We start from the raw sequence: 24125 nt of genomic DNA, 5'->3' as shown, positions 1-24125 counted from the left end.
GAATCGTGCCGCGGCCCGCGCCGCTCAGCGCGAGTCCTTCGGCTGCCACTTGCGGCCTTCGATCGAGCCCTCGCGGCGGGTCTTGTCGACGCGGCGCTGCCGCGCGACCTTCGGATCGACGATGAGCGGACGGTAGATCTCGACGCGATCGCCGTCCGCGACGGCCGCGTCGAGCGCCGCGAGCTTGCCGAAGATGCCCGTCTTCAGCTTCGCGAGGTCGATGTCGGGATAAAGCGCGAGCACGCCGCTCGCGTCGATCGCGTCGCGCACGGTCGCGCCGGCCGGCACGTCGACGGCGACGAGCGCCTGCCGCTCGGGCAGCGCATAGCAGACCTGGACCTTCGGCACGTGCATCACCCCTTGCCGTAGCGCTGGTCGGCGCGCTTCACGAACGATTCGACGAACGTGTTCGCGATGTGCGTGAATACGGGCCCGATGATCTTCTCGAGGATCACGCTCGAGAACTCGTAGTGCAGCGCGAATTCGATCTTGCACGCGTCCGCGCGCAGCGGCGTGAAGCGCCAGTAGCCGGTGAACTTGCGAAACGGGCCGTCGGTGAACTCCATGTCGATCCGGGTCGGGCGCTGCTGCGTGTTGCGGGTCGCGAAATGCTGCTTGATGCCCTTGAAGTTGATGTCGATCCGCGCCTCCATTCCGGTTTCGTCGCGACGACGAATCTCGACGCCGCCGCACCACGGCAGGAAGTTCGGGTAATCGGCCACGTCGGTGACGAGGTCGAACATCTGTTCCGCCGAGTGGCGGATCAATACGGTTTTCTGGACATCTGCCATAAATCGCGCGGCATCGCAAAGGTAAACGAGCAAGCCGGGCCAACACCGCCCCGCTTTGCTAAAATCGTGATTTTAAACGAGTTGGCCATTTCCCTTCATGAGCATCATCGACAACAGAAAAGCATTCTTCGATTACCACATCGAAGAACGCTACGAAGCGGGGCTCGTGCTCGAGGGGTGGGAGGTCAAGGCGCTGCGCGCCGGGCGCGGACAGATCAAGGAAGGCTACGTCGTCGTGAAGAACGCGGAGATCTTCCTGATCGGCACGCACATCAGCCCGCTGCCCGAGGCCTCGACACACATCAAGCCCGATCCGGTCCGCACCCGCAAGCTGCTGCTGCACCGCGACGAGATCAAGAAACTGATCGGCAAGGTCGAGCAGCGCGGCTATACGCTCGTGCCGCTGAACTTCCACTACAAGGGCGGTCGCGTGAAATGCGAGATCGGTCTCGCGAAAGGCAAGAAACTGCACGACAAGCGCGAAACCGAAAAGAAGCGCGATTGGGAGCGCGAGAAAGCGCGAATCATGCGTTCTGCACCATAACGCGCGGCACTTTGCGGCAAAGTGCCGCACGCCGCCGGCGCATGCGTCGCGCGATGCGCCGAAATCGAAACGGCCCGCCTCGAACGATTCGAGGCGGGCCGTTTCTTCATGGGGCAACGCGCGACGCTCAGCCCTTGCTCGCGCCCGAGGCGGCGACTCCCGGCGCGCCGCGGTTCACGATCGTCAGGGCCGACGCGATCGCGGTGCTCAAGTCCGACATGTTCGACGGCACGATCAGCGTGTTGCCCGCCTTCGCGAGATTGCCGAACGCGCCGACATACTGCTCGGCCACCTTCAGGTTCACCGCATCCATCCCGCCCTGCGACTGGATCGCCTGCGCGATCTTCTGGATTGCCTGCGCGTTCGCCTCGGCCACCGCGAGGATCGCGGCCGCCTCGCCCTGCGCCTGGTTGATCGCCGCCTGCCGTTCGCCTTCCGACTTCTGGATCGCCGCCTCGCGCGCGCCCGACGCGAGGTTGATCTGCTCCTGCTTGCGGCCTTCCGACGCGGCGATGAGCGCCCGCTTCTCCCGCTCCGCGGTGATCTGCGCCTGCATCGCGTGCAGGATTTCCTTCGGCGGCGTCAGGTCCTTGATCTCGTAGCGCAGCACCTTGACGCCCCAGTTCGCAGCCGCTTCGTCGAGCGCCGACACGATGCTGTGATTGATGAAGTCGCGCTCCTCGAAGGTCTTGTCGAGTTCGAGCTTGCCGATCACCGAACGCAGCATCGTCTGCGAGAGCTGGGTAATCGCGAGCACGAAGTTGCTCGAGCCGTACGACGCCTTCATCGGGTCCATCACCTGGAAGTACAGCACGCCGTCCACCTGCAACTGCGTATTGTCACGCGTGATGCAGATCTGGCTGGGCACGTCGAGCGGAATCTCCTTCAGCACGTGCCGGTACGCGATCCGGTCGATGAACGGCAGCACGATGTTCAAGCCCGGCGACAGCGTCGCGTGATAGCGGCCGAACCGCTCGAGCACCCACGCATGCTGCTGCGGCACGATCTTCACGGTCTGCGACACGAGCACGAACACGATGATGAGCAGCACCGCCCAGACGATCAATGAATCCATGAAGCTGGTCCTCCTTGTTGGAATTTGTAAACAAACGAGTCGAGGGCGCTCACTTCGCGGATTTCGCCGCGACGACGAGACAACTGCCGCGCACCGCGCGCACTTCGTACAGATGCGCGTCCTCGCGCTCGCCGGCGGCAAGCTCGACGTCCCACTGCGCGCCGCGATACTGCGCGCGCGCCCGGCGGTCGTGCCAATGCTTGACCGCGATCGTCGCGCCGATGTCGATGTTGATGTCGGGATTCGCCGACGCGTCGCGCTTTTGCTTGCGGCCGAGCCCCGAGCGCCTGAGCGCGATCACGGCGACGAGGGCGACGAGCGCGGCGGCGGCGAACTGCCAGGCGACGGGCGCGCCCGCGAGGTGCACGAGGCCGCCCGCGAGGAAGCCGAGCGCGATCATCAGCAGGTAGAACGTCCCCGTCAGCAGCTCCGCGACGACGAGCACGCCGACGCCGATCCACCAGAAAAACTGCCCTGACACCATCGCCCCTCCCGTTGCACAAAGAAAAACACCCCGGCGTTACCGGGGTGTTTATAGCACGAACCTTGCAATTTGCCTTCATTCGGACGGCGATTCGACGACCGCCGTCCGAACGGGCGATTACCGCCGATTACTGCTTCGACGCGAGCGCCTGCCACGTTGCGATGACCGTGTCCGGGTTCAGCGAGATCGACGCGATGCCTTCGTCGGCGAGCCACTTCGCGAAGTCCGGGTGATCGGACGGGCCCTGGCCGCAGATGCCGACGTACTTGTCGAGCTTGCGGCAGGTGTCGATCGCGCGCTTCAGCATGAACTTCACGGCCGGATCGCGCTCGTCGAAATCGACCGCGAGCAGCTCCATGCCCGAGTCGCGGTCGAGGCCGAGCGTCAGCTGCGTCAGGTCGTTCGAGCCGATCGAGAAGCCGTCGAAGTGCTGCAGGAACTCTTCGGCGAGGATCGCGTTCGACGGCACTTCGCACATCATGATGAGGCGCAGGCCGTTGCCGCCGCGCTTCAGGCCGAACTTCGCGAGCAGGCCGACGACACGCTCCGCCTGCTTCACGGTGCGCACGAACGGCACCATGATCTCGACGTTCGTGAGGCCCATCTCGTCGCGCACGCGCTTGAGCGCGATGCACTCCATCTCGAACGCCTGAGCGAAGTCCTCGGCGATGTAGCGCGACGCGCCGCGGAAGCCGAGCATCGGGTTTTCCTCGTCCGGCTCGTAGCGCGAGCCGCCGATCAGCTTCTTGTACTCATTCGACTTGAAGTCGGACAGACGCACGATCACGGGCTTCGGATAGAACGCCGCCGCGATCGTCGCGATGCCTTCCGTCAGCTTGTCGACGTAGAACGCGCGCGGCGACGCGTGGCCGCGCGCGACGCTCTCGACCGCCTTCTTCAGATCCGGATCGACGTTCGGATACTCGAGGATCGCCTTCGGGTGCACGCCGATGTTGTTATTGATGATGAACTCGAGGCGCGCGAGACCGACGCCCGCGTTCGGCAGTTGCGAGAAGTCGAATGCGAGCTGCGGGTTGCCGACGTTCATCATGATCTTGACCGGCACGGGCGGCAGCTCGCCGCGCTGCACCTCGGACACTTCGGTCTCGAGCAGGCCGTCGTAGATCTTGCCTTCGTCGCCTTCCGCGCACGACACGGTGACGAGCGCGCCGTCCTTCAGCACGTCGGTCGCGTCGCCGCAGCCGACGACGGCCGGCACGCCGAGCTCGCGCGCGATGATCGCCGCGTGGCAGGTCCGGCCGCCGCGGTTCGTGACGATCGCGGACGCGCGCTTCATCACCGGCTCCCAGTTCGGGTCGGTCATGTCGGCGACGAGCACGTCGCCCGGCTGCACGCGCTCCATTTCCGAAGGATCCTGGATCACGCGCACGGGGCCCGCACCGATCTTCTGGCCGATCGCGCGGCCGGTCGCGAGCACCTGCGACTGGCCCTTCAGCTTGAAGCGCTGCTCGACCTTGCCGTGCGCCTGGCTCTTCACCGTTTCGGGGCGCGCCTGCAGGATGAAGATCTTGCCGTCGCGGCCGTCCTTGCCCCACTCGATGTCCATCGGACGCTGGTAGTGCTTCTCGATGATGACCGCGTACTTCGCGAGCTCGATCACGTCTTCGTCGGTGATCGAGTAGCGGTTGCGCTGCTCGTGCGGCACGTCGACCGTCTTCACGCGGCCCGGCTCGCCCGGCTGCGTGAACTCCATCTTGATCAGCTTCGAGCCGATCGAGCGGCGGATGATCGGGTACTTGTCCTGCGCGAGCGTGGTCTTGAACACGTAGAACTCGTCCGGATTCACCGCGCCCTGCACGACGGTTTCGCCGAGGCCGTAGCTCGCGGTGATGAAGACGGCGTCCTTGAAGCCCGATTCGGTGTCGATCGTGAACATCACGCCGGCCGCGCCGACGTCCGAGCGGACCATCCGCTGCACGCCGGCCGACAGCGCGACTTCGGCGTGCGTGAAGCCCTTGTGCACGCGGTACGAGATCGCGCGGTCGTTGTAGAGCGACGCGAACACGTGCTTCATCCGGTCGAGCACGTCTTCGATGCCGACGACGTTCAGATACGACTCCTGCTGGCCGGCGAACGATGCGTCGGGCAGGTCTTCGGCGGTCGCCGACGAGCGCACGGCGAACGACAGCTCGCCGGGCGAGCCGTTCTTCAGGATCTCGAACTGCGCGCGGATCTCCTGCTCGAGACGCGGCTGCATCGGCGCGTCGACGATCCACTGGCGGATCTCGGCGCCGGCTTCGGCGAGCGCCTTCACGTCGTCGATGTCGAGCGACTCGAGACGCTGCGCGATGCGTTCGGTGAGATGGTTGTGCTGGAGGAAGTCGCGGAAGGCGAGCGCAGTCGTCGCGAAACCGGTGGGCACGCGTACGCCTGCCTCAGCCAGCTGACTGATCATTTCGCCAAGCGACGCATTCTTGCCGCCGACGATTTCGACATCGGTCATTCGCAACTGCTCGAACGGAATTACATACGCCTGATCCTTTGCGACGTTTGCTGCGTTAGTCATACAAGCCCCTAAGTGTGAAAAAAATGCTCGATCGTGCAACGGGCTCGAGCGCGGCCGCTTGCAAAAAGCGGGACACGCATTGCACAACCTGTCGGATAAGCCTTCGCGGGAGCCGGACGATTCTGGCGCACTTGCAAAAATCCCGGCAGAAAGGCGAATAAAGCAGACAAATCGCCGAACTTGCCGGGAATCCGTAGCGCATCGCGATCAAAGGCGCGGCCGCGCCGCGCTTCTGCCGCAAGGGCTTATCCAACAGGTTGCCGCTATTCTACCGTGCCGGCCAGCGGATGTGGCGCAACCCGCTCGCAGCGGGGCTCTAGCGCGCGGTTTCGACGCGGCGGGCGGGCCGGGATGCCTTGCCGGCACGGGCTTGTCGATCTGTCGCTTTCTAGCGGGGCGTTCCGGCACTCCGGCGCTTCGCGCTTCCACGGCGGCGCCCCGAGCGCCTCGCGGCCATCCTGCCGCGCGGTCCCGCACCGCCGGCCCGGCGCCTTCGGGAACGCGCGCCGGGACGCGCCAGCCCGGAACGCCGATGCCTCGCGCGTCAGCGTCCTCCCGCCGGCCCGTCGATCAGCACGTAGCCGCGGCTGCGGCCGCCGTTGTCCGCATCGGCCGTGTTCATCGCCGCGTACAGGTCGGCCGTCTTCACCCAGACAGGCGGGTATTTGTAACGGGACACGTCGAGGATCAGGAAGCTGTCGGCCGCGGCATCGTACGCGCCGAGCGGCGAGATGTGGCCGCCCGTCTGCTGGCCGAGCCGGCTGCGCAGGTAGTTGACGAGCACGTAGCGCCCCGAACGGCCGAGATGTGCGGCCGCGTCCGCGCGAAACGCGTCGACCGACACGTCCGAAGCATGGCGCACGTCGCCGCTCGCGCCGAGCGCGTTCGCGAGCGCGCCGAGCTGATCGAGCGTCATTCCGCGCTGCTCGATCTGCAGCCGCGGGCGAATCTGCTCGGTCGCGTCGTTGAGCACGTTGTCCTGCGTGAAATAGTGGAACGGCGGATATTGCGCGGCGGCGGGCGCCGGCACGCGCAGCGCGTTCAACACCATCACGAGCGACGCGACGCCGCAATAGCTCTCGGTCTTCTGCGTGACGAAATGACTGCCGAGCGGCACGTACGCGCTGCGCGCGCCGCTCTCGGCTAGCATGCGCTCGCCGGCGCTGCTGCCGAGATCGATCAGGCTGCCGGGCAACGGCAAGGTTTGCGCGGCCGCGCGGCCGATCAGCGCAAGCGCGACGAGCACGACGCCAACGAATCTTTTTGTCACGATCGATCCTTTGTCGTTTGACGAGCCGAGCGCCGCCTTCGCGGCGCCCGCACGAGCATAGCGCGAAGCCGGCGGCGACGCCGCGCGAGGGGCGCGAGGAGGCGCATCCCGCCCGCGCCGCCGCCCCGCGACGAGCGTCGCGCCGCCCGCGCGCCGAGACTCAACGGGCGAAGTCCGCCGTCTTCTTCGCGAATGCGGCCAGATTCCCGATGTCGAGGCTGCCGAAGCCCGTCACCGGATCCCAGCCGGTGCCCGCCTTGTAGCCGTAGCCGCCCGAGCCGTTGTTGCCGGATCTCACGTCGTGCACCAGCGCGCCATTGGACGGAACGTAGCGATAGAGACTCGCGAGCGGAAAGCCGAGCCGATTGCCGTTGTCGGATTGCACGCGCGCCCAGATGCCGGTGAAGATCGGCGCCGCGAGGCTCGTGCCGCCCCACTGCTCGGTCTGGCCGTTCACGTGGACGTGCGCGCCACTGCGGCCGTCCGCATCGAACGCGATATCGGGCAGCGCGCGCGTCTTGCCCGACGTGCCGAGCACGCCCCGCTGCCAGGCCGGCGCCGCTTCGTTCTTGCTGTAGCCGCCGCCCGTCGCCCACAGGCGCTGCGTGCCGTCGTAGCTGCCGTACGGGTCGTACACGCCGATCGGCTGCAAGCCCTCGTTCCACGCGACTTCGCCGGCGTACGCGCCCGTCGACGTGTCGGTCGACAGCGTCGTGCCGCCGACCGCGACGACGTACGGCGACGTCGCGGGCTCGCTCACCGAATAGTCCGACCGCGCCGGCACGCCCTGCCCGCCGGAAATGCGGCTCACGCTGCACTCGTATGCACCGGCGTCGCCCGCCGCGACGACGAACGTCTGCCCCTGCGCGACGGCGCTCTTGAAGATCCGGTCATCGGCCGCCTGCGTGCCGGACGAGCGCGCGCCCGCCTCGCACACGCCGAGCGACACGTTGATCACCTTGGCGACGTTGTCGACGACCGCGCGGTTGTACGCCTCGGTGATGTCGGTCAACAGCATCGACGGCGCCGCGTAGAACACGAGCCCCTTCACCTCGCCGCCCGCCGCGCCGACGATCGCCTGGCTGTCCATGTCCCACTCGCTCAAGCCCGAGTTGTCGCTGTAGTCGCTGCCGGGCGGCCCGGTGCGCGTGACGGTCGCCGCCACGCGCGCGAGCCCCGCTTTCGCGGTGAACGCGTCCAGATCTCGCAGCACGGGCCTCGCGTCGCCCGCCATGATGACGCCGACCGTCGTCTGCGACGCCGTCGGCGTCGAGCCCGCGCGATAGATCCGCGAGAACTCGAGCGGATCGTGGCCCGTCACGACGGGCGTGCCGCTCGCGGCGGCGGTCGCTTCGCTCGCGCGCGCGGCGAGCGACGCCTTCGCGCCGCCGACGGCGCCCGTCACGGCCGCCTGGCGGTTGTACGTGTGTGCGAGCGTCGCGCTGTCGAGCCCGAGCACGGCGCCGACGATGCCGCCGAGCTCGGTCGGCACCTGAGCCGCGTCCTGGTTCGCGTACACGCGCCGGCCTTCGAGCGTGAAGCTCTTGAGCCGCGTGTTGAACGCCGTCTTGACCGCCGCGGCGGTTCCCGTCGCCGAGATCAGCAGCCGATTCGGCGACACCTGGATGTCACGAAACCCGGATTTGCGCAAATGCGCTTCGACGAGCGCGACCTGCCGTTGCGTCGGCGCATACTGCGCGGCGAATTCGGCAGGCGTCAGATGCTTGCCGTACGCAGCGCTGCCGACCGTATGCAGATCGCGAAGGAAGCGGTCGAGCTTCGCCTCGTCGTTGAGATTGAGACTGACGACGACCCGCACCGGCTGGCCGGGCGCCGTATCGATCGCCTTTCCGGCCGCGGACGTCGCCGCGGACGCCTGCGAAGCGGCGAGCGCCTGCTGCGGAAAAGCCGGATACGCGCGGGTCTGCGTGTCGACCCACGCCGGCGCCGCGGCGTGCGCCGTCAGCGTCGTCGCGGCAAAAAACGTCGCCGCGTAAATCGTACGCTTCGATTGCGAAGCGCGAGGCTTGGCCCATCTTCTTGACGTCATTTCGTCGTCCCTCGTTTGATTTGAATAAAGTCAAAACACCATGAAATCGAACCGCCGGACTGCTCGAGCATCACTGCCGACACGACTGCTGTCCGCACGCGGGCAGGCCCGCTCTCCCGGCCCTGCCTGCGCGACGGCAAACGAACGCACGCGCTTCGCCCTCGGCCCTCGCTTCGGGCCGATCCGTCGATTCGCCCATTAAGAAGGATTCCGAATCGATCGAAACGGTTGAAACGATTCGACGTGCTGAACACCGAAACGGAAACAATCGCGTGACGATACGAATCCGGCCAGCGTTACCGTCTTTCGAACAGCATTACGGAATATTACAGACCATTTCGATGAATGCGCGCATCGACTATTGCTTAATCCGCAAATGCTTATCGTTCAATCCGGATTAATCGTTCGCCGCGAGCGCCGACGGCAGGACGCTCGGCCATCCGCCGCCGCGCGCGCCGCCGTCGCGCCGAACGGCGCGCCCGCGCCTGCTAAAATGACCGTCTTCCGGCCGCGCGCGGCCGCCACGCACACGCTCGACGCTTCGATTCATGCTTCCAACCGTATTCATCGTCTCCGACGGCACCGGGATCACAGCCGAAACCTTCGCGCATTCGATCCTGTCCCAGTTCGACCAGAAATTCCGGCTCGTGCGCGTGCCGTTCATCGATTCGCTCGAGAAGGCATACGGCACGGTCCAGAAGATCAACGACGCCGCGCAGCACGACGGCCGCCGGCCGATCGTGTTCACGACGCTCGTCGACGGCGAATCGAACGAGATCGTCAAGCGCTCGGATGCGCTCGTGCTCGACATGTTCCAGCGTTTCGTCGAACCGCTCGAGCAGGAACTGCAGCTGAAGTCGAGCCATGCGATGGGGCGCGTCCACCAGAACGCGGACACCGAGGAATACAAGACGCGGATCGAAGCGATCAACTTCTCGCTCGCGCACGACGACGGCCAGTCGAATCGCAATCTCGCCGATGCCGACGTGATCCTGATCGGCGTGTCGCGCAGCGGCAAGACGCCGACGAGCCTCTACCTCGCGATGCAGTACGGCGTGAAGGCGGCGAACTATCCGCTGATCCCGGAAGACTTCGAGCGCGGCAAGCTGCCGACGCCGCTCAACCCGCATCGCGACAAGTTGTTCGGGCTGTCGATCGATCCGTTGCGGCTCTCCGAGATCCGCAACGAGCGCCGCCCCGGCAGCAAATACGCAGCGCCGGAGAACTGCCGCTACGAAATCAACGAAGCGGAAGCGATGATGCGGCGCGAAGGGATCAAGTGGCTGTCGTCGACGCACAAGTCGATCGAGGAGATCGCGACGACGATCCTGCAGGAAATCAAGCTCGAGCGGCAGTCGTATTGACGTCGGGCCGCGATGCGCGGCGACGCGTTTCGAGCGCGTCGCGGCATCGCGCCGCGCTCGCTCGGGCTCGGCAATAGCGCGAATGCGCGTCGCCCGCGGCTCCGCCGGTCAGAAGCGCGACGCCGGCTTCACGGGCATCGCGCGCCAAGCCGCGCACCAAGCCGTGCGCCGCCGCGCGTTCGAGACAAAAAGGGAAAAGGAAGCGCGCGAGCGTCACGCGCCGCGCACGCGTTGCTGCCGGCACTGCTCGAACAGACAAATTGCCGCCGCGGCAGCCACATTCAACGATTCCATCCCGCCCGGCTGCGGAATCGTCACGCGATGCGTCGCCGCATCGCGCCAGCGCGCGGACACGCCCGCCCCTTCGTTGCCGAACACCCACACGACCGGCCCGGACAGGTCGCAGTCATCGATCGCACGCGCGCCGTGCGAGTCGGTCAGCGCGACCGGAACCGCGAGCCGCTCGATCAGCGTATCGACATCGACGTCCTCGTGAATGTCGAGCAGGAAATGCGCGCCCATCGCCGAGCGCAGCACCTTCGACGACCACGCGTACGCGGTGCCCGGTGCGCAGAACACCTGCTGCACGCCCGCCGCGGCCGCGCTGCGCAGGATCGAACCGACGTTGCCCGCATCCTGCACGCCGTCGAGCACGACCGACGTGTCCACGACGCGCTCGGGCAGCGCGGGCGCCGGCCGCTCGACGAGCAGCAGCAGGCCGACGCCGTTGACGACGTTCGACAGCTGTCCGAACAACGCATCGGGCAGCGTGACGAGCCGCGCCGGCTCGACGCGCCCGACGATCTCGCGCGCCTCCGCGTGCGCGAGCGCGCCGTCGGTGACGACGCACAGCTCCGGCTGCCCAGCCGTGTCGAGGTACGCGCTCGCGAGATGGAGGCCCTCGAGGAGCGCCTGGCCGCCGCGGCGCTGCTGATGGGTCGAGCCCGCGAGCGCCTTCAGTCGCTTGTACAGCGGATTGTCGCGAGAAGTGATCGCTTTCATCGAATCAGATCGAGCGCCGCGCGCACGGGCGCGAACGAACGGCGGTGATGCTCGCACGGACCGTGCTCGCGCAGCGCCGCGAGATGCCGCGGCGTGCCATAGCCGGCGTGCACGTTGAACCCGTACATCGGAAACAGTTGATGCAGATCGACGAGCATCCGGTCGCGCGTGACCTTCGCGAGAATCGACGCTGCCGAGATGCTCGGCACGAGCGCGTCGCCGCCGACGATCGCCACGCTGCGGATCGACAGCGTCGGGCAGCGGTTGCCGTCGATCTTCGCGAGCGTCGGTCGCATCGCGAGCCCTTCGACCGCGCGCTTCATCGCGAGCATCGTCGCGTGCAGGATGTTGAGCGTATCGATCTCCTCGACGCTCGCCGATGCGACGCAGTACGCGAGCGAATGCGCGACGATCTCGTCGAAGAGCCGCTCGCGCTTCTTCGCTGACAGCGCCTTCGAATCGTCGAGCCCTTCGATCGGCCGCGCCGGATCGAGCACGACCGCCGCCGCGACGACCGGCCCGGCAAGCGGGCCGCGCCCGGCTTCGTCGACGCCGCAGACGATCTCGCCCGGCGCGTCGAAATCGAGCGCCGGCTGCGCCGCACCGCCCGCGGCCCCACGCGGGTTGCGAGTCGTGACCATCAGCGCGGCCTCCTGCTTTCGATCACGCGCGCGACGGCCTCGGCCGCGCGCTGCGCGGTGTTCTGGCGCAACGCGAGATGCATGTCGGTGAAGATTTCGGTGAGCGTGCGGCGGTTCGCGTCGTCGCGCAGCTGCGTGAGCGTCGCGTCGGCGAGCGCGTCGGGCGTCGCGAAATGCTGCAGCAGCTCGGGCACGACGAAGCGGCCCGCGAGAATGTTCGGCAGTCCGACGTACGGCAGATAGCCCTGGCGGCGCATGATCTGCCCCGTGAGCCAAGGCACCTTGTACGAGATCACCATCGGCTTCTTGAGGAGCGCCGCCTCGAGCGTCACGGTGCCGCTCTTCACGAGGATCGCGTCGGCCGCCGTCATCGCGACCTGCGCGCGGCCCTCGGTCAGCATGACCGACAGTTTCGGATGTGCGTCGACGAGCGGCTGCAGCAGCTCGCGCAGCGCGGGCGTCGCGGCCGGCACGATGAAGCGCACGCCGGGCTCGCGCTGCTGCATCAGCTCCATCGCCGCGAAGAACGTCGGGCCGATCAGCTCGATCTCCGAGCGGCGGCTGCCCGGCAGCACCGCGATCACGGCGCCGCTTTCCGGCAGGCCGAGCGCGATCCGCGCGCCGTGCATGTCGGGTTCGAGCGGAATCTCGTCGGCGAGCGGATGACCGACGAACGTCGCCGCGACGCCGGCCTTCTCGAGCAGCTCGGGCTCGAACGGAAACAGGCACAGCATGTGGTCGACGGCCTTGACGATCTTCTTGATGCGTCCGCCGCGCCACGCCCAGATCGACGGGCACACGAAGTGGATCGTCGGAATGCCGGCGCCGCGCAGCGCCTGCTCGAGACCGAAGTTGAAGTCGGGCGCGTCGATGCCGACGAACGCATCGGGCGGCTCCGCGAGCAGTTGGCGCTTCAGCTCGCCGCGAATGCGCAGGATCTCGGGGATGTGCCTGAGCGCCTCGACGTAGCCGCGCACCGCGAGCTTTTCCATCGGCCAGTGCGCGTCGAATTCGACGGCGGTCATGCGCGGCCCGCCGATCCCGTAGTAGCGGGACGATGCGGGCAGCTGCGCGTGCAGCCCGCCCATGAGCGACGCGCCGAGCAGATCGCCCGACGGCTCGCCCGCGACGAGCGCGACGCGCAGCGGTGTGGGTTGGAACACCATCGCGTCAGCGAATGATGCCGCGCTGCGACGTCTCGACGAAGTCGACGAGCGCCTTGACGGCCACGTCGCCGTCGCCGCCCGCTTGTGCGAGCTCGCGCAACTGGACCTTCGCCTCTTCGAGCGACAGGCCGTTCTTGTACAGGATCCGATACGCGCTGCGCAGCGCGGAAATCGCATCCGGCGAGAATCCGCGGCGGCGCAGCCCCTCAACGTTGACCCCGTGCGGCTCGGCCTTGTTGCCCGCCGCGATCACGAACGGCGGAATGTCCTGCACGAGCGCCGACGCGCCGCCCAGCATCGAATGCGCGCCGATCCGCACGAACTGATGGACGCCCGACATCCCGCCGACGATCGCCCAGTCGCCGATCTCGACGTGGCCCGCCATCTGCGCGTTGCTCGACAGGATCACGTGGCTGCCCACGCGGCAGTCATGGCCGATGTGGACGTACGCCATGATCCAGTTGTCGTCGCCGAGCGTCGTGACGCCCGCGTCCTGCACGGTGCCCGTGTGAATCGTCGTGAATTCGCGGATCGTGTTGCGATCGCCGATCACGAGCTTCGTCGGCTCGCCCTGGTACTTCATGTCCTGCGGGCGGCCGCCCACCGACGCGTAATGGCCGATGCGATTGTCTTCGCCGATCGTCGTATGGCCTTCGATCACGCTGTGCGAACCGACCGTGGTCCGCGCGCCGATCGTCACGTTCGGACCGACGATCGCATACGGGCCGATCTCGGCCGTCTCGTGGATCTGCGCGCCCGGCTCGATGACCGCCGTGGGGTGAATCCTGCTCATGCGCCGTTGCCTCTCAATGTGTGTGTCGCGTTGCGTAGCCGTTGCGTGCCGCGCGCGCTCAGGGCGCCGCGTCGGCCGTCTTGACCGTGCACATCAGCTCGGCTTCCGCCGCGACCTTGCCGTCCACTTCCGCGACGGCCTTGAACTTCCAGATGCCGCGAATGTAGCGCTCGAACGTCACGTTCAGGATCAACTGGTCGCCCGGCTCGACGACGCGCTTGAAGCGCGCGTTGTCGATGCCGACGAAGTAGTACAGCGTGTTCTCCGGATCCTTCGGCTCCGCCTCGGCGAACGTGAGGAGCGCGGCCGCCTGCGCGAGCGCCTCGATGATCAGCACGCCCGGCATCACCGGCCGCTTCGGGAAGTGGCCCGTGAAGAACGGCTCGTTGACCGTCACGTTCTTCAACGCTTTGATGGACTTGTGCGGTTCGAGTTCGAGCACGCGATCCACGAGCAGAATCGGGTAGCGATGCGGTAGCAGCGTGAGGATCTTGTGGATGTCGAAATTGATTTTTTCAGTGCTCATGATGGTTCGTCTCACGCAATGGCTGCGCGGTGATGACTGCAAATGCTGATGCGGGCCGCGTCGGGGAAAGCGGCGCGCGGTTCGGTCGACCGGCGCGGCGGGCAGCCTGCGAGCGCTGCCCGCCGCGGCCCGGTCGACGTGAATTCATGCGCCGCCGGCGTCGCCTTCCCGCGCGGCCAGCGCGGTCTCGAGCGCCTTGATCCGATCGCGCAACTTGTCGAGATTGCGCACGAGCGCCGCGCTCCTGTTCCAGTCGCCGTGCTCGACGGCCGGAAACGCGCTCGTGTAGATGCCCGCCTTCGGCAGCGACTTCGATACGCCCGACTTCGCGGTGACGATCACGTAATCGCCGAGCGTCACGTGCCCGGCGATGCCGACCGCGCCGCCGATCATGCAATGCCTGCCGATCGTCGTGCTGCCCGCGATGCCCGCGCAGCCGGCGATCACGGTGTACGCGCCGATCCGGCAGTTGTGGCCGATCTGCACGAGGTTGTCGATCTTCACGCATTCCTCGATGACGGTGTCCGCCATCGCGCCGCGGTCGATCGTCGTGTTCGCGCCGATCTCGACGTCGGGGCCGACCTTCACGCCGCCGACCTGCGGAATCTTGACCCAGGCGCCCGTGCGCGCGTCGCCTTCGCCGACGAAATCCGGCGCGAAGCCGAAGCCGTCGGAACCGATCACGGCGCCCGAATGGACGATCGCGCGCGGCCCGAGCGTGCAGCCGTGATAGATCGTGACGTTCGGATACAGGTGCGAGTCGTCGCCGATCCGCGTGCCGCGGCCGACGAACGCGTTCGCGTCGAGCTGCACGCGCTCGCCGATCACGGCGCCCGCCTCGACCGTCACGTGCGGGCCGATCACGGCGCTCGCGGCGATCTGCGCGGCGGGATCGATCGTCGCGCTCGGATGCACGCCCGCGGCGCGCTGCGGCGCGGCGAGATCAATGAACATCTGCGCGACGCGCGCGAAATAAGCGTAGGGATTCGGCGTGACGATGAAATTGCGGCCGTTCGCGGCCGCGCCGAGCTTCTCGAGATCGCGCGGCGCGATCAGCACCGCGGCGGCGCCCGTCGTCTCGACCTGCGCCAGATACTTCGGATTCGCGAGGAACGCGAGCTGCTGCGGGCCTGCCTGATCGAGCGGCGCGAGACCGCCGACCTCGCGCCCGCCGTCGCCGACGATCTCGCCGCCGAACCGCGCGACGAGCGCCTCAAGCGTCAATGCCATTCGACGTTCGCTCCGTTCAGTTCGACAGGCTGGAAGGCGACGCGAGCGCCTTCAGCACCTTGTCGGTGATGTCGATGCGCGGACTCACGTACACCGCTTCCTGCACGATCAGATCGTAGTTCTGCTGCTCGGCGATCTGCTTGATCACCTTGTTCGCCTTGTCGAGCACCGCCGCGAGCTCTTCGTTGCGGCGCTGGTTCAGATCCTCGCGGAACTCGCGCTGCTTGCGCTGGAAATCGGTGTCGAGCTGCGAGAGATCGCGCTGCTTCTGCGCGCGGTCGGCGGCCGACATCGTCTGACCGTTCTTGTCGAGCGAATCGGACAACGACTTCAGGCGCGCGGCCATGTCCTGCAGATCCTTGTCGCGCTTCGCGAACTCGGCCTCGAGCTTCGTTTGCGCGGCCTTCGCGGGCGCCGACTCGCGCAGGATCCGGTCCGAATTGACGGCCGCGATGCGCGCGACGTCCTGCGCATGCGCGACCGTCGCGCCGAGCGCGGCGGCAAGCGCCAGCGCGCACATCACTCGTTTCGAAAACTTACCGGTTAGCAAGATTACCCTCTCGATGCTGTAGTCAGTGCCTGATCGATCAGAACGCCGTCCCGATCTGGAACTGGAATTTCTGATATTGATCGCCTTCGTGCTTCTGCAGCGGGAAGCCCAAGCTCAGCTTGAGCGGCCCGATCGGCGAGATCCACGCGAGACCGATACCGTAGCCGTAGCGCAGGCCGTTCGCGCCCGTGCTCGTGCCGCCCGGCGCGTTGCCCCAGACGTTGCCGCCGTCGAGGAACGTGAACACGCGCAGCGTACGGTCGTAGCCCGTGCCCGGCAGCGGGAACGTCAACTCGATGTTGCCGACGATCATCTTCGAGCCGCCGATCGGATCGTTCGTCCTGGTGTCGCGCGGGCCGAGCGAACTCGGCTCGTAGCCGCGCACGGAGCCGATACCGCCCGCGTAGTAGTTCTTGAAGATCGGGTACGGATTGCCGATGCCGTTGCCGTAGCCGCCTTGCAGGTTCAGGCCCAGGATGAAGCCGCGCGCGAACGAATAGTAGTACTGCGCCTGCACGTCCGCCTTGTAGTACTGGATCTTGCCGACCGGCACGCCGTATTCGACGTTCGCCTGCGTGAAGTAGCCGCGGCTCGGGATCAGCGCGCTGTCGCGCGCGTCGCGCGACCACGCGACAGTCAGCGGCACCGTGTTCGACACGCGTCCGAACTGCTGCACGTAGTCCTGATACGACTGCGGCGTGTTCGAATCGACGTCGAGACGGTTCTGCTCGAAGCCCGCGCCGAAGTACACGGTGTCGGTTTCCGAGAACGGGATGCCGAACTTCAGGTTGCCGCCCGCCGTGATGATCCGGAAGCTCGAATTCGTCGAGTAATAGAGCGGCTGGTACGTGCGGTAGAACACGTCGGTGATCCGCTTGATGCCGTCGACCGTGAAGTACGGGTCGACCTGCGTGACGGTCAGCGTGCGGTAGCTCTTCGCGGTGTTCACGTTCACCGAGAGGCTCGTGCCCGAGCCGAACACGTTGTCCTGCGAGATGCCCGCCGACAGCACGACCTTGTCCGTCGACGAGAAGCCCGCGCCGAGCGTGATCGCGCCCGTCGGCTTTTCGGCGACCTTCACGTTCACGTCGACCTGGTCGTTCGTGCCTTCGACGGGCAGCGTCGTCACGTCGACGTCGGTGAAGTAGCCGAGACGATTGATCCGGTCCTTCGACAGCGCGAGGCGGCCCGAATCGAACCACGAGCTCTCGAGCTGGCGCATTTCGCGGCGCACCACTTCGTCGCGCGTGCGCGTGTTGCCGACGATGTTGATCCGGCGCACGTACACGCGCCGGCTCGGATCGACGACGAGCGTGAGGCCCACCTTGTGCGTCGCCTGGTCGATCTCCGGCTGCGCGTTCACCGCCGCGAACGCATAGCCGTATTGGCCGAGCTTGTCGACGATCGCCTTCGTCGTCTGCTGCAGCTTCTCCGCCGAGAAGCGGTCGCCCGGCTTGATCTTGATGAGCTTCTCGAGCTCCGCCTGGCGGTCCAGCAGATTGCCCGCGAGCTTCACGCTCGATACCGTGTACGGCTCGCCTTCGTGCAGCGTCACCGTCAGGTACATGTCCTTCTTGTCCGGCGAGATCGACACCTGGGTCGACTCGATGTTGAACTCCAGATACCCGCGGTTCAGGTAGTACGAGCGCACGTTCTCGAGGTCGCCCGTCAGCTTTTCCTTCGAGTACAGGTCGTTCTTCGTGTACCACGAGAACCAGTTCGGGGTCGACAGCTGCATCTCGTCGCGCAGCGTGCCCGTGCTGAACGTCTTGTTGCCGATGAAGTTGATCTGGCGGATCTTCGCGCTCGGACCTTCGGCGACCGAAAACAGGATCGACACGCGGTTCGCGTCGACCGGCGTGACCGTCGTCGACACTTCCGCCGCGTAGAAGCCGCGCGTCAGGTACTGGCGCTTCAGCTCCTGCTCCGCCTTGTCGACGAGCGACTTGTCGTAGTAGCGGCCCTGCGACAGGCCCACGGCCTTCAGCGCCTTGTTCAGGTTGTCCTTGTCGAATTCCTTGATGCCGGTGAAATCGATCGAGGCGATCGCCGGACGCTCCTGCACCTGGACGATCACGACGCCGCCCTGCGTCGCGATCCGCACGTCGTTGAAGAAGCCCGTCGCGTACAGCGCGCGAATCGCTTCGGATGCCTTGTCGTCGGTGAACGTGTCGCCCTGCTTGATCGGCAGGTACGCGAACACGGAACCCGCTTCGACGCGCTGCAAGCCTTCGATCTTGATGTCCTGCACCACGAAGGGCGCCGTTGCGTGTGCCGCGAGACCATGCGCGGCGAGCGCCGCGGCAGCAACCGTCTTAGGTACGAAGCGATGAGGTTTGAACAACATGCATCCCCAGTGTTTAAGCTTGCATCAGATCAGGCGGCCGCCCTTGCGGCTGCCGCCCGACGCGTCAAAAATGGATTAACCGAGCCAGATCGTTGAACAGCGCGATCGCCGACAATGCGACGATGCAGATCAATCCCGCTCTTTGCAGAATCAGTTGCCAGCGCTCCGATACGGCCTTGCCGGTCGCGGCTTCAACCAGATAATATAACAGATGCCCCCCGTCCAAAACGGGAATCGGCAGCAAGTTCAGCACGCCGAGGCTAATGCTGACAAGGGCGAGAAACGATAGGAACGCCGACAATCCGAGCCGCGCGCTCTTGCCCGCGTAGTCCGCGATCGTCACCGGCCCGGACAGATTCTTCAGCGACGCTTCGCCCGTCACCATCCTGCCGAACATCTTCAGCGAGTACACCGCGATGTCCCACGTGCGCCGCGCGCCGAGCCCGACGCTCTCGAGCGCGCCGTAGCGCACGTCGACGGACGGCGTCCGCAATGCGAGCGCCGCGCCGATGCGGCCCACCTCCTTGCCCGTTTCGTCGTCGCGCTTCGCTTGCGGAACGATCGACACCGTGCGCTCGACGCCCGCGCGCTCGATCCGCAGCGACAGCGTGCGGCCCGCGTGCGCCTTCACGTCGTCGATGAAGCGCGTCGAGCCGCCGATGCGCGCGCCGTCGAGCGCGACGAGCTTGTCGCCCGGCTGCAGCCCCGCTTGCTGCGCGGCACCGCCCGGCAGCACCGACGTCACCGTCAGCGAACCGCCGCCCGGCTCGAAGCCGAGACGCGTCATGAAATCGTCGTCGATCTCGCGATCGGCGATGCCGTGCAGATCGACGCGGAAATCGTACGTCGCGCCGTCGGCGCGATTGCGCGCGCCGAGCACGACGTCCCTGCGATCGAATGCGGCGCCGAGCAGCTTCCAGCGCAGCTCGGACCACGAACGCACCGGCTCCGCCTCGCCGCCATGGGCGTCGCCAGCGCGCGCGTCGCGGATCGACACGATCGTCTCGCCGCCATCGAGGCCCGCGAGCGCAGCGGGCGTGCCGGCCGCGGGCGGCGCGACGATCGCCGCGGGCTCCGTCACGCCGGTCGCGAACACGAGCGAAAAGAGCGCGATCGCGAGCAGGAAATTCGCGATCGGCCCCGCCGCGACGATCGCGATGCGCTTGCCGACCGATTGCCGGTTGAACGCGCGCGGCAGCTCGTCCGCGCGAATGCCGTCGCCGGGATCGCGCTCGTCGAGCATCTTCACGTAGCCGCCCAAGGGCAGCGCGGACAGCGTCCACTCGGTGCCCGTCTTCTTGCTGACCCAGCGCGCGACGGGCGCGCCGAAGCCGATCGAGAAGCGCAGCACCTTGACGCCGCACCAGCGTGCGACGCGGTAATGCCCGTACTCATGCACGACGACCAGCACGCCGATCGCCACTGCAAACGCGATCAGTTCGACCAGCACGTTCATGACAGCCCCATTCAGACGGCGCGCTCCACGCCGGGCGCGCTCAGCTTTTCGATGAACGCCGTCGCCGCGCGGCGTGCGTCGGCGTCGGCCTCGACGACGTCGTCGAGGCCGCTCGGCGTGCGGTTGGCGAGCCCGTTCAGCACGGCCTCGACCGTCTGCGCGATCGCCGTGAAGCGGATGCGGCGCGACAGGAACGCGTCGACCGCGATCTCGTTCGCCGCATTGAGCGCCGCGCTCGCGACGCCGCCCGCGTCGAGCGCCTGGATCGCGAGCGCGAGACACGGGAAGCGCGCGTAGTCGGGCTTCTCGAACGTGAGCGCCGCGATCTGCGCGAGATCGAGCTGCGCGACGCCCGCGTCGACGCGCTCGGGAAACGCGAGCGCGTGCGCGATCGGCGTGCGCATGTCGGGATTGCCGAGCTGCGCGAGCACCGAGCCGTCGCGATACGACACGAGCGAGTGGATCACGCTCTGCGGATGGATCAGCACGTCGATGCGCTCGCCCGACAGGCCGAACAGCCAATGCGCCTCGATCACCTCGAGGCCCTTGTTCATCATCGTCGCCGAGTCGACCGAAATCTTTCGGCCCATCACCCAGTTCGGATGCTTGCAGGCCTCGTCGGGCGTCACGTCGGCGAGCGTCGCGGGCTCGCGCGTGCGGAACGGGCCGCCCGACGCGGTCACGATGATCTTCGCGATCCCGCCGCGCTCGGCCGCGTCGCGCGGCATGCACTGGAAGATCGCGTTGTGCTCGCTGTCGACGGGCAGCAGGATCGCGCCATGGTCGCGCACCGCGTCCATGAAGATCGCGCCCGACATCACGAGCGATTCCTTGTTCGCGAGCAGGACGCGCTTGCCCGCGCGCGCGGCGGCGAGGCTCGGCGCGAGCCCCGCCGCGCCGACGATCGCCGCGACGACGGTGTCGCAGCCGTCGCTCTTCGACACGTCGATGAGCGCCTGCCGGCCGTACGCGACCTGCGTCTTGCTGCCCGCGGCGCGCAATTGGGCTTCGACCCGCGCGGCGGTTTCGGCGTCGCCGACCACCGCGACGTCGGGCGCAAAGCGCAGGCACTGGGCGACGAGCTTGTCGCCGTTGCGGTGGGCCGTGAGCGCGTGGACCGCGAAGCGCTCCGGATGACGCGCGACGACGTCGAGCGTGCTGTCTCCGATCGAGCCCGTCGAACCGAGCAATGTCAGACGTTTTTGCATAATGGTGTCTAGTTTTAACCGAGCAGCAACAGTGCGAGAGGCAGCACGGGCAGCAGCGCGTCGACGCGGTCGAGCACGCCGCCGTGGCCCGGCAGCAGGCCGCTCGAGTCCTTCACGCCCGCCTGGCGCTTCAGCAGCGACTCGAACAAGTCGCCGACCACGCTGAACGCGACGAGGAGCGTCAGCGCCGCGAATGCGCCCGCCGCGCCGTAATGCGCGACGAACGCCGAATAAAGGGTCGGTTCGAAGGCGTGCGCCGCGACGGCCGCGCCGGCGACGATCATCACCACGAGCCAGCCGCCCGCCGCGCCTTCCCAGGTTTTGCCGGGGCTGACGGACGGCGCGAGCTTGTGCCTGCCGAACCTCTTGCCGGCGAAGTATGCACCGATATCGGCGAGCCATACCACCACCAGCAGCGACAATACGAAGGGTACGCCTTCCGCGCGCGCCGCGACGAGCGCATGCCAGCATGCGGAAAAGACGACGAGGCCGGCCGCGAGCAGGAACGGCTTCCACGCGCGCTCGGCGAGCGCCGGCTTGCGCCAGAGCGCATACGGGCCGGCCAGCAGCCAGAACACGCCCGCCGCCTCGAAGAGCGGCCGCGCGGCCTGCGCGCCGATGCCGAGCCGCGTGCTCGCCGCGAGCGCGAGCGCCGCGACGACCGCGTAGACGACCGGGCCGACCCCGCCCAGCTTCAGCAGCCGTCCCCATTCCCACGCGGCGAACACGAGCACGAGCGCGATCAGCGCGCCGAACGCGGAAAGCGGCGCGTACAGCGTCACGGGCAGCAGCACTGCCAGCAGCACGAGCGCCGTGATGACACGGGTCTTCAGCATGAAAGGGAATCGGCGTCCTGAGCCTGGGGTTCGAGCTGCGCGCTCGTGCGGCCGAAGCGGCGTTCGCGGTGCGTGTACGACGCGAGCGCCTCGGCGAGCGCGTTTGCGTCGAAATCCGGCCAGAATTTGTCGGTGAAGTAGAGCTCGGTGTACGCGAGCTGCCAGAGCAGGAAATTGCTGATTCGCTGCTCGCCGCCCGTGCGGATGAAGAGATCCGGCTCCGGCGCATAGGCCATCGCCAGATGGCGGGCGAACGCGTCCTCGTCGACTTCGGCTGCACGCCCTTCGCGCGCCGCCTCGTCGACGAGCCTCTGCGTCGCCTGCAGGATGTCCCAACGACCGCCGTAGTTCGCGGCGATCGTCAGCGTGAGGCGCGTGTTGCGCGCGGTCTTCGTTTCCGCGCGGCGGATCAGCGCCTGGATGCGCGGCTCGAACTTCGACAGATCGCCGACGACGCGCAGCCGGATGCCGTTCGCGTGCAGCTTGCCGACCTCGCGCTCGAGCGCGGTGATGAACAGGCGCATCAGGAACGACACCTCGTCGTTCGGCCGGCGCCAGTTCTCGGAGCTGAACGCGAAGAGCGTCAGGTATTCGACGCCCGCCCGCGCACATCCTTCGACGACCGAGCGCACGGCGTCGACGCCGCGCGTGTGTCCCGCGACGCGCGGCAGGCGGCGCTCGGTCGCCCAACGGCCGTTGCCGTCCATGATGATCGCGATGTGGCGCGGCACGGCGGCGGCGTCAGGCACGCGAACGGTAGAGCTGGTATAAGTCATGGCCGCTGAGACTGTAGCTGCAGGAAAAAGTGCGACTCAAGGCGGCGTCAGACCGTCATGATCTCCGCTTCCTTGCTCTGGACGAGCTTGTCGATCTCCGCGACGTGCTTGTCGGTCAGCTTCTGCACGTCGTCGCCCGCACGGCGCTCGTCGTCCTCGGAGATTTCCTTGTCCTTCACGAGCTTCTTGAGCGCTTCGTTCGCGTCGCGGCGCAGGTTGCGGATCGCGACCTTCGCGGTCTCGCCTTCGCTCTTGACGACCTTCGTCAGCTCGCGGCGGCGCTCTTCCGTCAGCGCCGGCATCGGCACGCGGATCAGGTCGCCCGCCGTCGCCGGGTTCAGGCCCAGATCGGCTTCGCGGATCGCCTTCTCGACCTTCGCGACCATGTTCTTTTCCCACGGCTGCACGCCGATCGTGCGCGCGTCGACGAGCGTCAGGTTCGCGACCTGCGAGATCGGCACCATCGAACCGTAGTAGTCGACCTGCACGTGATCGAGCAGACCGGCGTGCGCACGGCCCGTGCGGATCTTCGCCAGATCGTTCTTGAACGCTTCGATCGAGCGCTGCATCTTCTGCTCGACGCCCTTCTTGATATCAGCGACACTCATTTCAACCTCCGAACCTTCCAAACTTCAAAACGATGCGGGCAATGCCCAACGGGCGGCGCACGGCGCCGCCGGCTGCCCGCATCGACGAGAGTTTACACGTGGACGAGCGTGCCCTCGTCCTCACCTTGCACGATACGTTTGAGCGCACCCGGCTTGTTGATCGAAAACACGCGGATCGGCAGCTTCTGGTCGCGGCAGAGCGCGAACGCCGTCGCGTCCATCACCTGCAGGTTGCGGCCGATCGCTTCGTCGAAGCTGATCGACGAGTAGCGCGTCGCGGACGAATCCTTCTTCGGATCGGCCGAATAGACGCCGTCGACCTTCGTCGCCTTCAGCACCACTTCGGCGCCGACTTCCGAGCCGCGCAGCGCGGCCGCCGTGTCCGTCGTGAAGAACGGGTTGCCCGTGCCCGCCGCGAAGATCACCACCTTGCCCTCCTCGAGCTGGCGGATCGCGCGCGGGCGGATGTACGGCTCGACCACCTGGTCCATCCGCAGCGCCGACTGCACGCGCGCCTCGATGCCCGCGTGGCGCATCGCGTCCTGCAGCGCGAGCGCGTTCATCATCGTCGCGAGCATCCCCATGTAGTCCGCGGTCGCGCGATCCATGCCGGCCGCACCGCCCGCGACGCCGCGGAAGATGTTGCCGCCGCCGATCACGACCGCGAGCTGCGTGCCGAGACGCACGACTTCCGCGATGTCGGCAACCATCCGCTCGATCGTCGCGCGATTGATGCCGAAGGCATCGTCGCCCATCAGAGCTTCGCCGGAAAGTTTGAGGAGGACGCGTTTATAGGCATTGGGCATAGGGACTTCCGAGCGACGAGAGGATGACAAGCACGAACTGTAGGGGCGAAATGCTGATTCGAGCAAGCGCCGCCG

Annotated in this window: 22 protein-coding genes and 1 pseudogene; 2 read left to right on the top strand and 21 right to left on the bottom strand. The window is 67.0% G+C overall.

Annotated elements, in window-relative coordinates; genetic code table 11:
• Positions 1-24 precede the first annotated feature (24 nt).
• A complete protein-coding gene (locus tag BG90_RS14915; protein ID WP_010104518.1) occupies positions 25-348 on the bottom strand; it encodes an RnfH family protein in 324 nt (107 codons plus the stop codon).
• Positions 349-353: 5 nt separating this feature from the next.
• Positions 354-791, bottom strand: a complete 438-nt coding sequence (locus BG90_RS14910) for a type II toxin-antitoxin system RatA family toxin (protein WP_010104519.1) — start codon at positions 789-791, stop codon at positions 354-356.
• Between the two features lie 97 nt (positions 792-888).
• Here BG90_RS14910 and smpB point away from each other — a divergent pair, with 97 nt between their 5' ends.
• Entirely contained in the window at positions 889-1335 is a 447-nt protein-coding gene (gene smpB, locus BG90_RS14905; protein WP_010104520.1) for an SsrA-binding protein SmpB, read from the top strand.
• A 127-nt stretch (positions 1336-1462) separates the two neighbouring features.
• Here the strand turns inward: smpB and BG90_RS14900 are convergent, their stop codons facing one another.
• The 5 genes and pseudogenes from BG90_RS14900 to BG90_RS14880 all read right to left on the bottom strand — a co-directional run bounded on the left by BG90_RS14900 (position 1463) and on the right by BG90_RS14880 (position 8741).
• Positions 1463-2410 carry an SPFH domain-containing protein gene (locus BG90_RS14900; protein WP_010104581.1) on the bottom strand — a complete coding sequence of 316 codons (948 nt, stop codon included), beginning with the start codon at positions 2408-2410 and terminating at the stop codon, positions 1463-1465.
• A 49-nt stretch (positions 2411-2459) separates the two neighbouring features.
• Positions 2460-2894: an NfeD family protein gene (locus BG90_RS14895; protein ID WP_010104582.1), complete on the bottom strand. Its 435-nt coding sequence runs from the start codon at positions 2892-2894 to the stop codon at positions 2460-2462.
• 127 nt (positions 2895-3021) lie between these two features.
• Positions 3022-5421 carry a phosphoenolpyruvate synthase gene (ppsA, locus tag BG90_RS14890; protein WP_025989878.1) on the bottom strand — a complete coding sequence of 800 codons (2400 nt, stop codon included), beginning with the start codon at positions 5419-5421 and terminating at the stop codon, positions 3022-3024.
• Positions 5422-5965: 544 nt separating this feature from the next.
• A pseudogene (locus tag BG90_RS14885) lies at positions 5966-6790 on the bottom strand (phytochelatin synthase family protein); the annotation flags it as partial.
• Positions 6791-6851: 61 nt separating this feature from the next.
• The gene (locus BG90_RS14880) at positions 6852-8741 is read right to left on the bottom strand and encodes a S53 family peptidase (protein WP_010115914.1); all 1890 of its coding nucleotides are present in this window, start codon (positions 8739-8741) and stop codon (positions 6852-6854) included.
• Between the two features lie 548 nt (positions 8742-9289).
• On the opposite strand from BG90_RS14880, the gene ppsR reads away from it, so the two are divergent.
• Positions 9290-10105: a posphoenolpyruvate synthetase regulatory kinase/phosphorylase PpsR gene (gene ppsR, locus BG90_RS14875; RefSeq protein WP_010104596.1), complete on the top strand. Its 816-nt coding sequence runs from the start codon at positions 9290-9292 to the stop codon at positions 10103-10105.
• Positions 10106-10318: 213 nt separating this feature from the next.
• Here ppsR and BG90_RS14870 read toward each other — a convergent pair whose 3' ends face one another.
• From BG90_RS14870 to pyrH, 14 genes are all read right to left on the bottom strand, one after another.
• Positions 10319-11107, bottom strand: a complete 789-nt coding sequence (locus BG90_RS14870; RefSeq protein WP_010104597.1) for a TrmH family RNA methyltransferase — start codon at positions 11105-11107, stop codon at positions 10319-10321.
• Entirely contained in the window at positions 11104-11748 is a 645-nt protein-coding gene (gene rnhB, locus BG90_RS14865) for a ribonuclease HII (RefSeq protein ID WP_010104598.1), read from the bottom strand. Before rnhB ends, BG90_RS14870 begins: the two co-directional genes overlap by 4 nt.
• Positions 11748-12914, bottom strand: coding sequence for a lipid-A-disaccharide synthase (gene lpxB, locus BG90_RS14860; protein ID WP_010104599.1), 1167 nt, complete (start codon positions 12912-12914; stop codon positions 11748-11750). Before lpxB ends, rnhB begins: the two co-directional genes overlap by 1 nt.
• A 4-nt stretch (positions 12915-12918) precedes the next feature.
• Positions 12919-13707, bottom strand: a complete 789-nt coding sequence (lpxA, locus tag BG90_RS14855) for an acyl-ACP--UDP-N-acetylglucosamine O-acyltransferase (protein WP_010104600.1) — start codon at positions 13705-13707, stop codon at positions 12919-12921.
• A 58-nt stretch (positions 13708-13765) separates the two neighbouring features.
• The gene (gene fabZ, locus BG90_RS14850) at positions 13766-14233 is read right to left on the bottom strand and encodes a 3-hydroxyacyl-ACP dehydratase FabZ (RefSeq protein ID WP_006026072.1); all 468 of its coding nucleotides are present in this window, start codon (positions 14231-14233) and stop codon (positions 13766-13768) included.
• A gap of 144 nt (positions 14234-14377) precedes the next feature.
• Positions 14378-15463, bottom strand: coding sequence for a UDP-3-O-(3-hydroxymyristoyl)glucosamine N-acyltransferase (gene lpxD, locus BG90_RS14845; protein ID WP_010104602.1), 1086 nt, complete (start codon positions 15461-15463; stop codon positions 14378-14380).
• 16 nt (positions 15464-15479) lie between these two features.
• Positions 15480-15983, bottom strand: coding sequence for an OmpH/Skp family outer membrane protein (locus BG90_RS14840; RefSeq protein ID WP_010104604.1), 504 nt, complete (start codon positions 15981-15983; stop codon positions 15480-15482).
• A 67-nt stretch (positions 15984-16050) separates the two neighbouring features.
• Entirely contained in the window at positions 16051-18360 is a 2310-nt protein-coding gene (gene bamA / locus BG90_RS14835; protein WP_045568194.1) for an outer membrane protein assembly factor BamA, read from the bottom strand.
• 64 nt (positions 18361-18424) lie between these two features.
• A complete protein-coding gene (rseP, locus tag BG90_RS14830) occupies positions 18425-19816 on the bottom strand; it encodes an RIP metalloprotease RseP (RefSeq protein ID WP_010115917.1) in 1392 nt (463 codons plus the stop codon).
• Positions 19817-19827: 11 nt separating this feature from the next.
• On the bottom strand, positions 19828-21024 hold the full coding sequence (locus BG90_RS14825) for a 1-deoxy-D-xylulose-5-phosphate reductoisomerase (protein ID WP_010115919.1): 1197 nt from the start codon (positions 21022-21024) through the stop codon (positions 19828-19830).
• Positions 21025-21038: 14 nt separating this feature from the next.
• Positions 21039-21860, bottom strand: a complete 822-nt coding sequence (locus tag BG90_RS14820; RefSeq protein WP_010115921.1) for a phosphatidate cytidylyltransferase — start codon at positions 21858-21860, stop codon at positions 21039-21041.
• The gene (uppS, locus tag BG90_RS14815; RefSeq protein ID WP_010115923.1) at positions 21854-22636 is read right to left on the bottom strand and encodes a polyprenyl diphosphate synthase; all 783 of its coding nucleotides are present in this window, start codon (positions 22634-22636) and stop codon (positions 21854-21856) included. Before uppS ends, BG90_RS14820 begins: the two co-directional genes overlap by 7 nt.
• Positions 22637-22683: 47 nt before the next feature.
• Positions 22684-23244: a ribosome recycling factor gene (gene frr / locus BG90_RS14810; RefSeq protein ID WP_010104616.1), complete on the bottom strand. Its 561-nt coding sequence runs from the start codon at positions 23242-23244 to the stop codon at positions 22684-22686.
• Between the two features lie 92 nt (positions 23245-23336).
• The gene (gene pyrH, locus BG90_RS14805) at positions 23337-24050 is read right to left on the bottom strand and encodes a UMP kinase (protein WP_010104618.1); all 714 of its coding nucleotides are present in this window, start codon (positions 24048-24050) and stop codon (positions 23337-23339) included.
• Positions 24051-24125: the final 75 nt, after the last annotated feature.

Origin of the sequence: Burkholderia oklahomensis C6786 (genome assembly GCF_000959365.1) — a bacterium.
In the GTDB taxonomy this organism is placed as follows: Bacteria; Pseudomonadota; Gammaproteobacteria; order Burkholderiales; family Burkholderiaceae; genus Burkholderia; species Burkholderia oklahomensis.
Note: the sequence above shows the minus strand (reverse complement) of the source record. Positions and strands in the feature narration are given on the sequence as shown.

Bases quoted from the DNA above. Each gene is read 5' to 3' on its own strand.
- BG90_RS14910 (WP_010104519.1), bottom strand. From the start codon at position 791: ATGGCAGATGTCCAGAAAACCGTATTGATCCGCCACTCGGCGGAACAG.
- smpB (WP_010104520.1), top strand. From the start codon at position 889: ATGAGCATCATCGACAACAGAAAAGCATTCTTCGATTACCACATCGAA.
- BG90_RS14900 (WP_010104581.1), bottom strand. From the start codon at position 2,410: ATGGATTCATTGATCGTCTGGGCGGTGCTGCTCATCATCGTGTTCGTG.
- BG90_RS14895 (WP_010104582.1), bottom strand. From the start codon at position 2,894: ATGGTGTCAGGGCAGTTTTTCTGGTGGATCGGCGTCGGCGTGCTCGTC.
- ppsA (WP_025989878.1), bottom strand. From the start codon at position 5,421: ATGACTAACGCAGCAAACGTCGCAAAGGATCAGGCGTATGTAATTCCG.
- BG90_RS14880 (WP_010115914.1), bottom strand. From the start codon at position 8,741: ATGACGTCAAGAAGATGGGCCAAGCCTCGCGCTTCGCAATCGAAGCGT.
- ppsR (WP_010104596.1), top strand. From the start codon at position 9,290: ATGCTTCCAACCGTATTCATCGTCTCCGACGGCACCGGGATCACAGCC.
- BG90_RS14870 (WP_010104597.1), bottom strand. From the start codon at position 11,107: ATGAAAGCGATCACTTCTCGCGACAATCCGCTGTACAAGCGACTGAAG.
- rnhB (WP_010104598.1), bottom strand. From the start codon at position 11,748: ATGGTCACGACTCGCAACCCGCGTGGGGCCGCGGGCGGTGCGGCGCAG.
- lpxB (WP_010104599.1), bottom strand. From the start codon at position 12,914: ATGGTGTTCCAACCCACACCGCTGCGCGTCGCGCTCGTCGCGGGCGAG.
- lpxA (WP_010104600.1), bottom strand. From the start codon at position 13,707: ATGAGCAGGATTCACCCCACGGCGGTCATCGAGCCGGGCGCGCAGATC.
- fabZ (WP_006026072.1), bottom strand. From the start codon at position 14,233: ATGAGCACTGAAAAAATCAATTTCGACATCCACAAGATCCTCACGCTG.
- lpxD (WP_010104602.1), bottom strand. From the start codon at position 15,463: ATGGCATTGACGCTTGAGGCGCTCGTCGCGCGGTTCGGCGGCGAGATC.
- BG90_RS14840 (WP_010104604.1), bottom strand. From the start codon at position 15,983: ATGTGCGCGCTGGCGCTTGCCGCCGCGCTCGGCGCGACGGTCGCGCAT.
- bamA (WP_045568194.1), bottom strand. From the start codon at position 18,360: ATGTTGTTCAAACCTCATCGCTTCGTACCTAAGACGGTTGCTGCCGCG.
- rseP (WP_010115917.1), bottom strand. From the start codon at position 19,816: ATGAACGTGCTGGTCGAACTGATCGCGTTTGCAGTGGCGATCGGCGTG.
- BG90_RS14825 (WP_010115919.1), bottom strand. From the start codon at position 21,024: ATGCAAAAACGTCTGACATTGCTCGGTTCGACGGGCTCGATCGGAGAC.
- BG90_RS14820 (WP_010115921.1), bottom strand. From the start codon at position 21,860: ATGCTGAAGACCCGTGTCATCACGGCGCTCGTGCTGCTGGCAGTGCTG.
- uppS (WP_010115923.1), bottom strand. From the start codon at position 22,636: ATGACTTATACCAGCTCTACCGTTCGCGTGCCTGACGCCGCCGCCGTG.
- frr (WP_010104616.1), bottom strand. From the start codon at position 23,244: ATGAGTGTCGCTGATATCAAGAAGGGCGTCGAGCAGAAGATGCAGCGC.
- pyrH (WP_010104618.1), bottom strand. From the start codon at position 24,050: ATGCCCAATGCCTATAAACGCGTCCTCCTCAAACTTTCCGGCGAAGCT.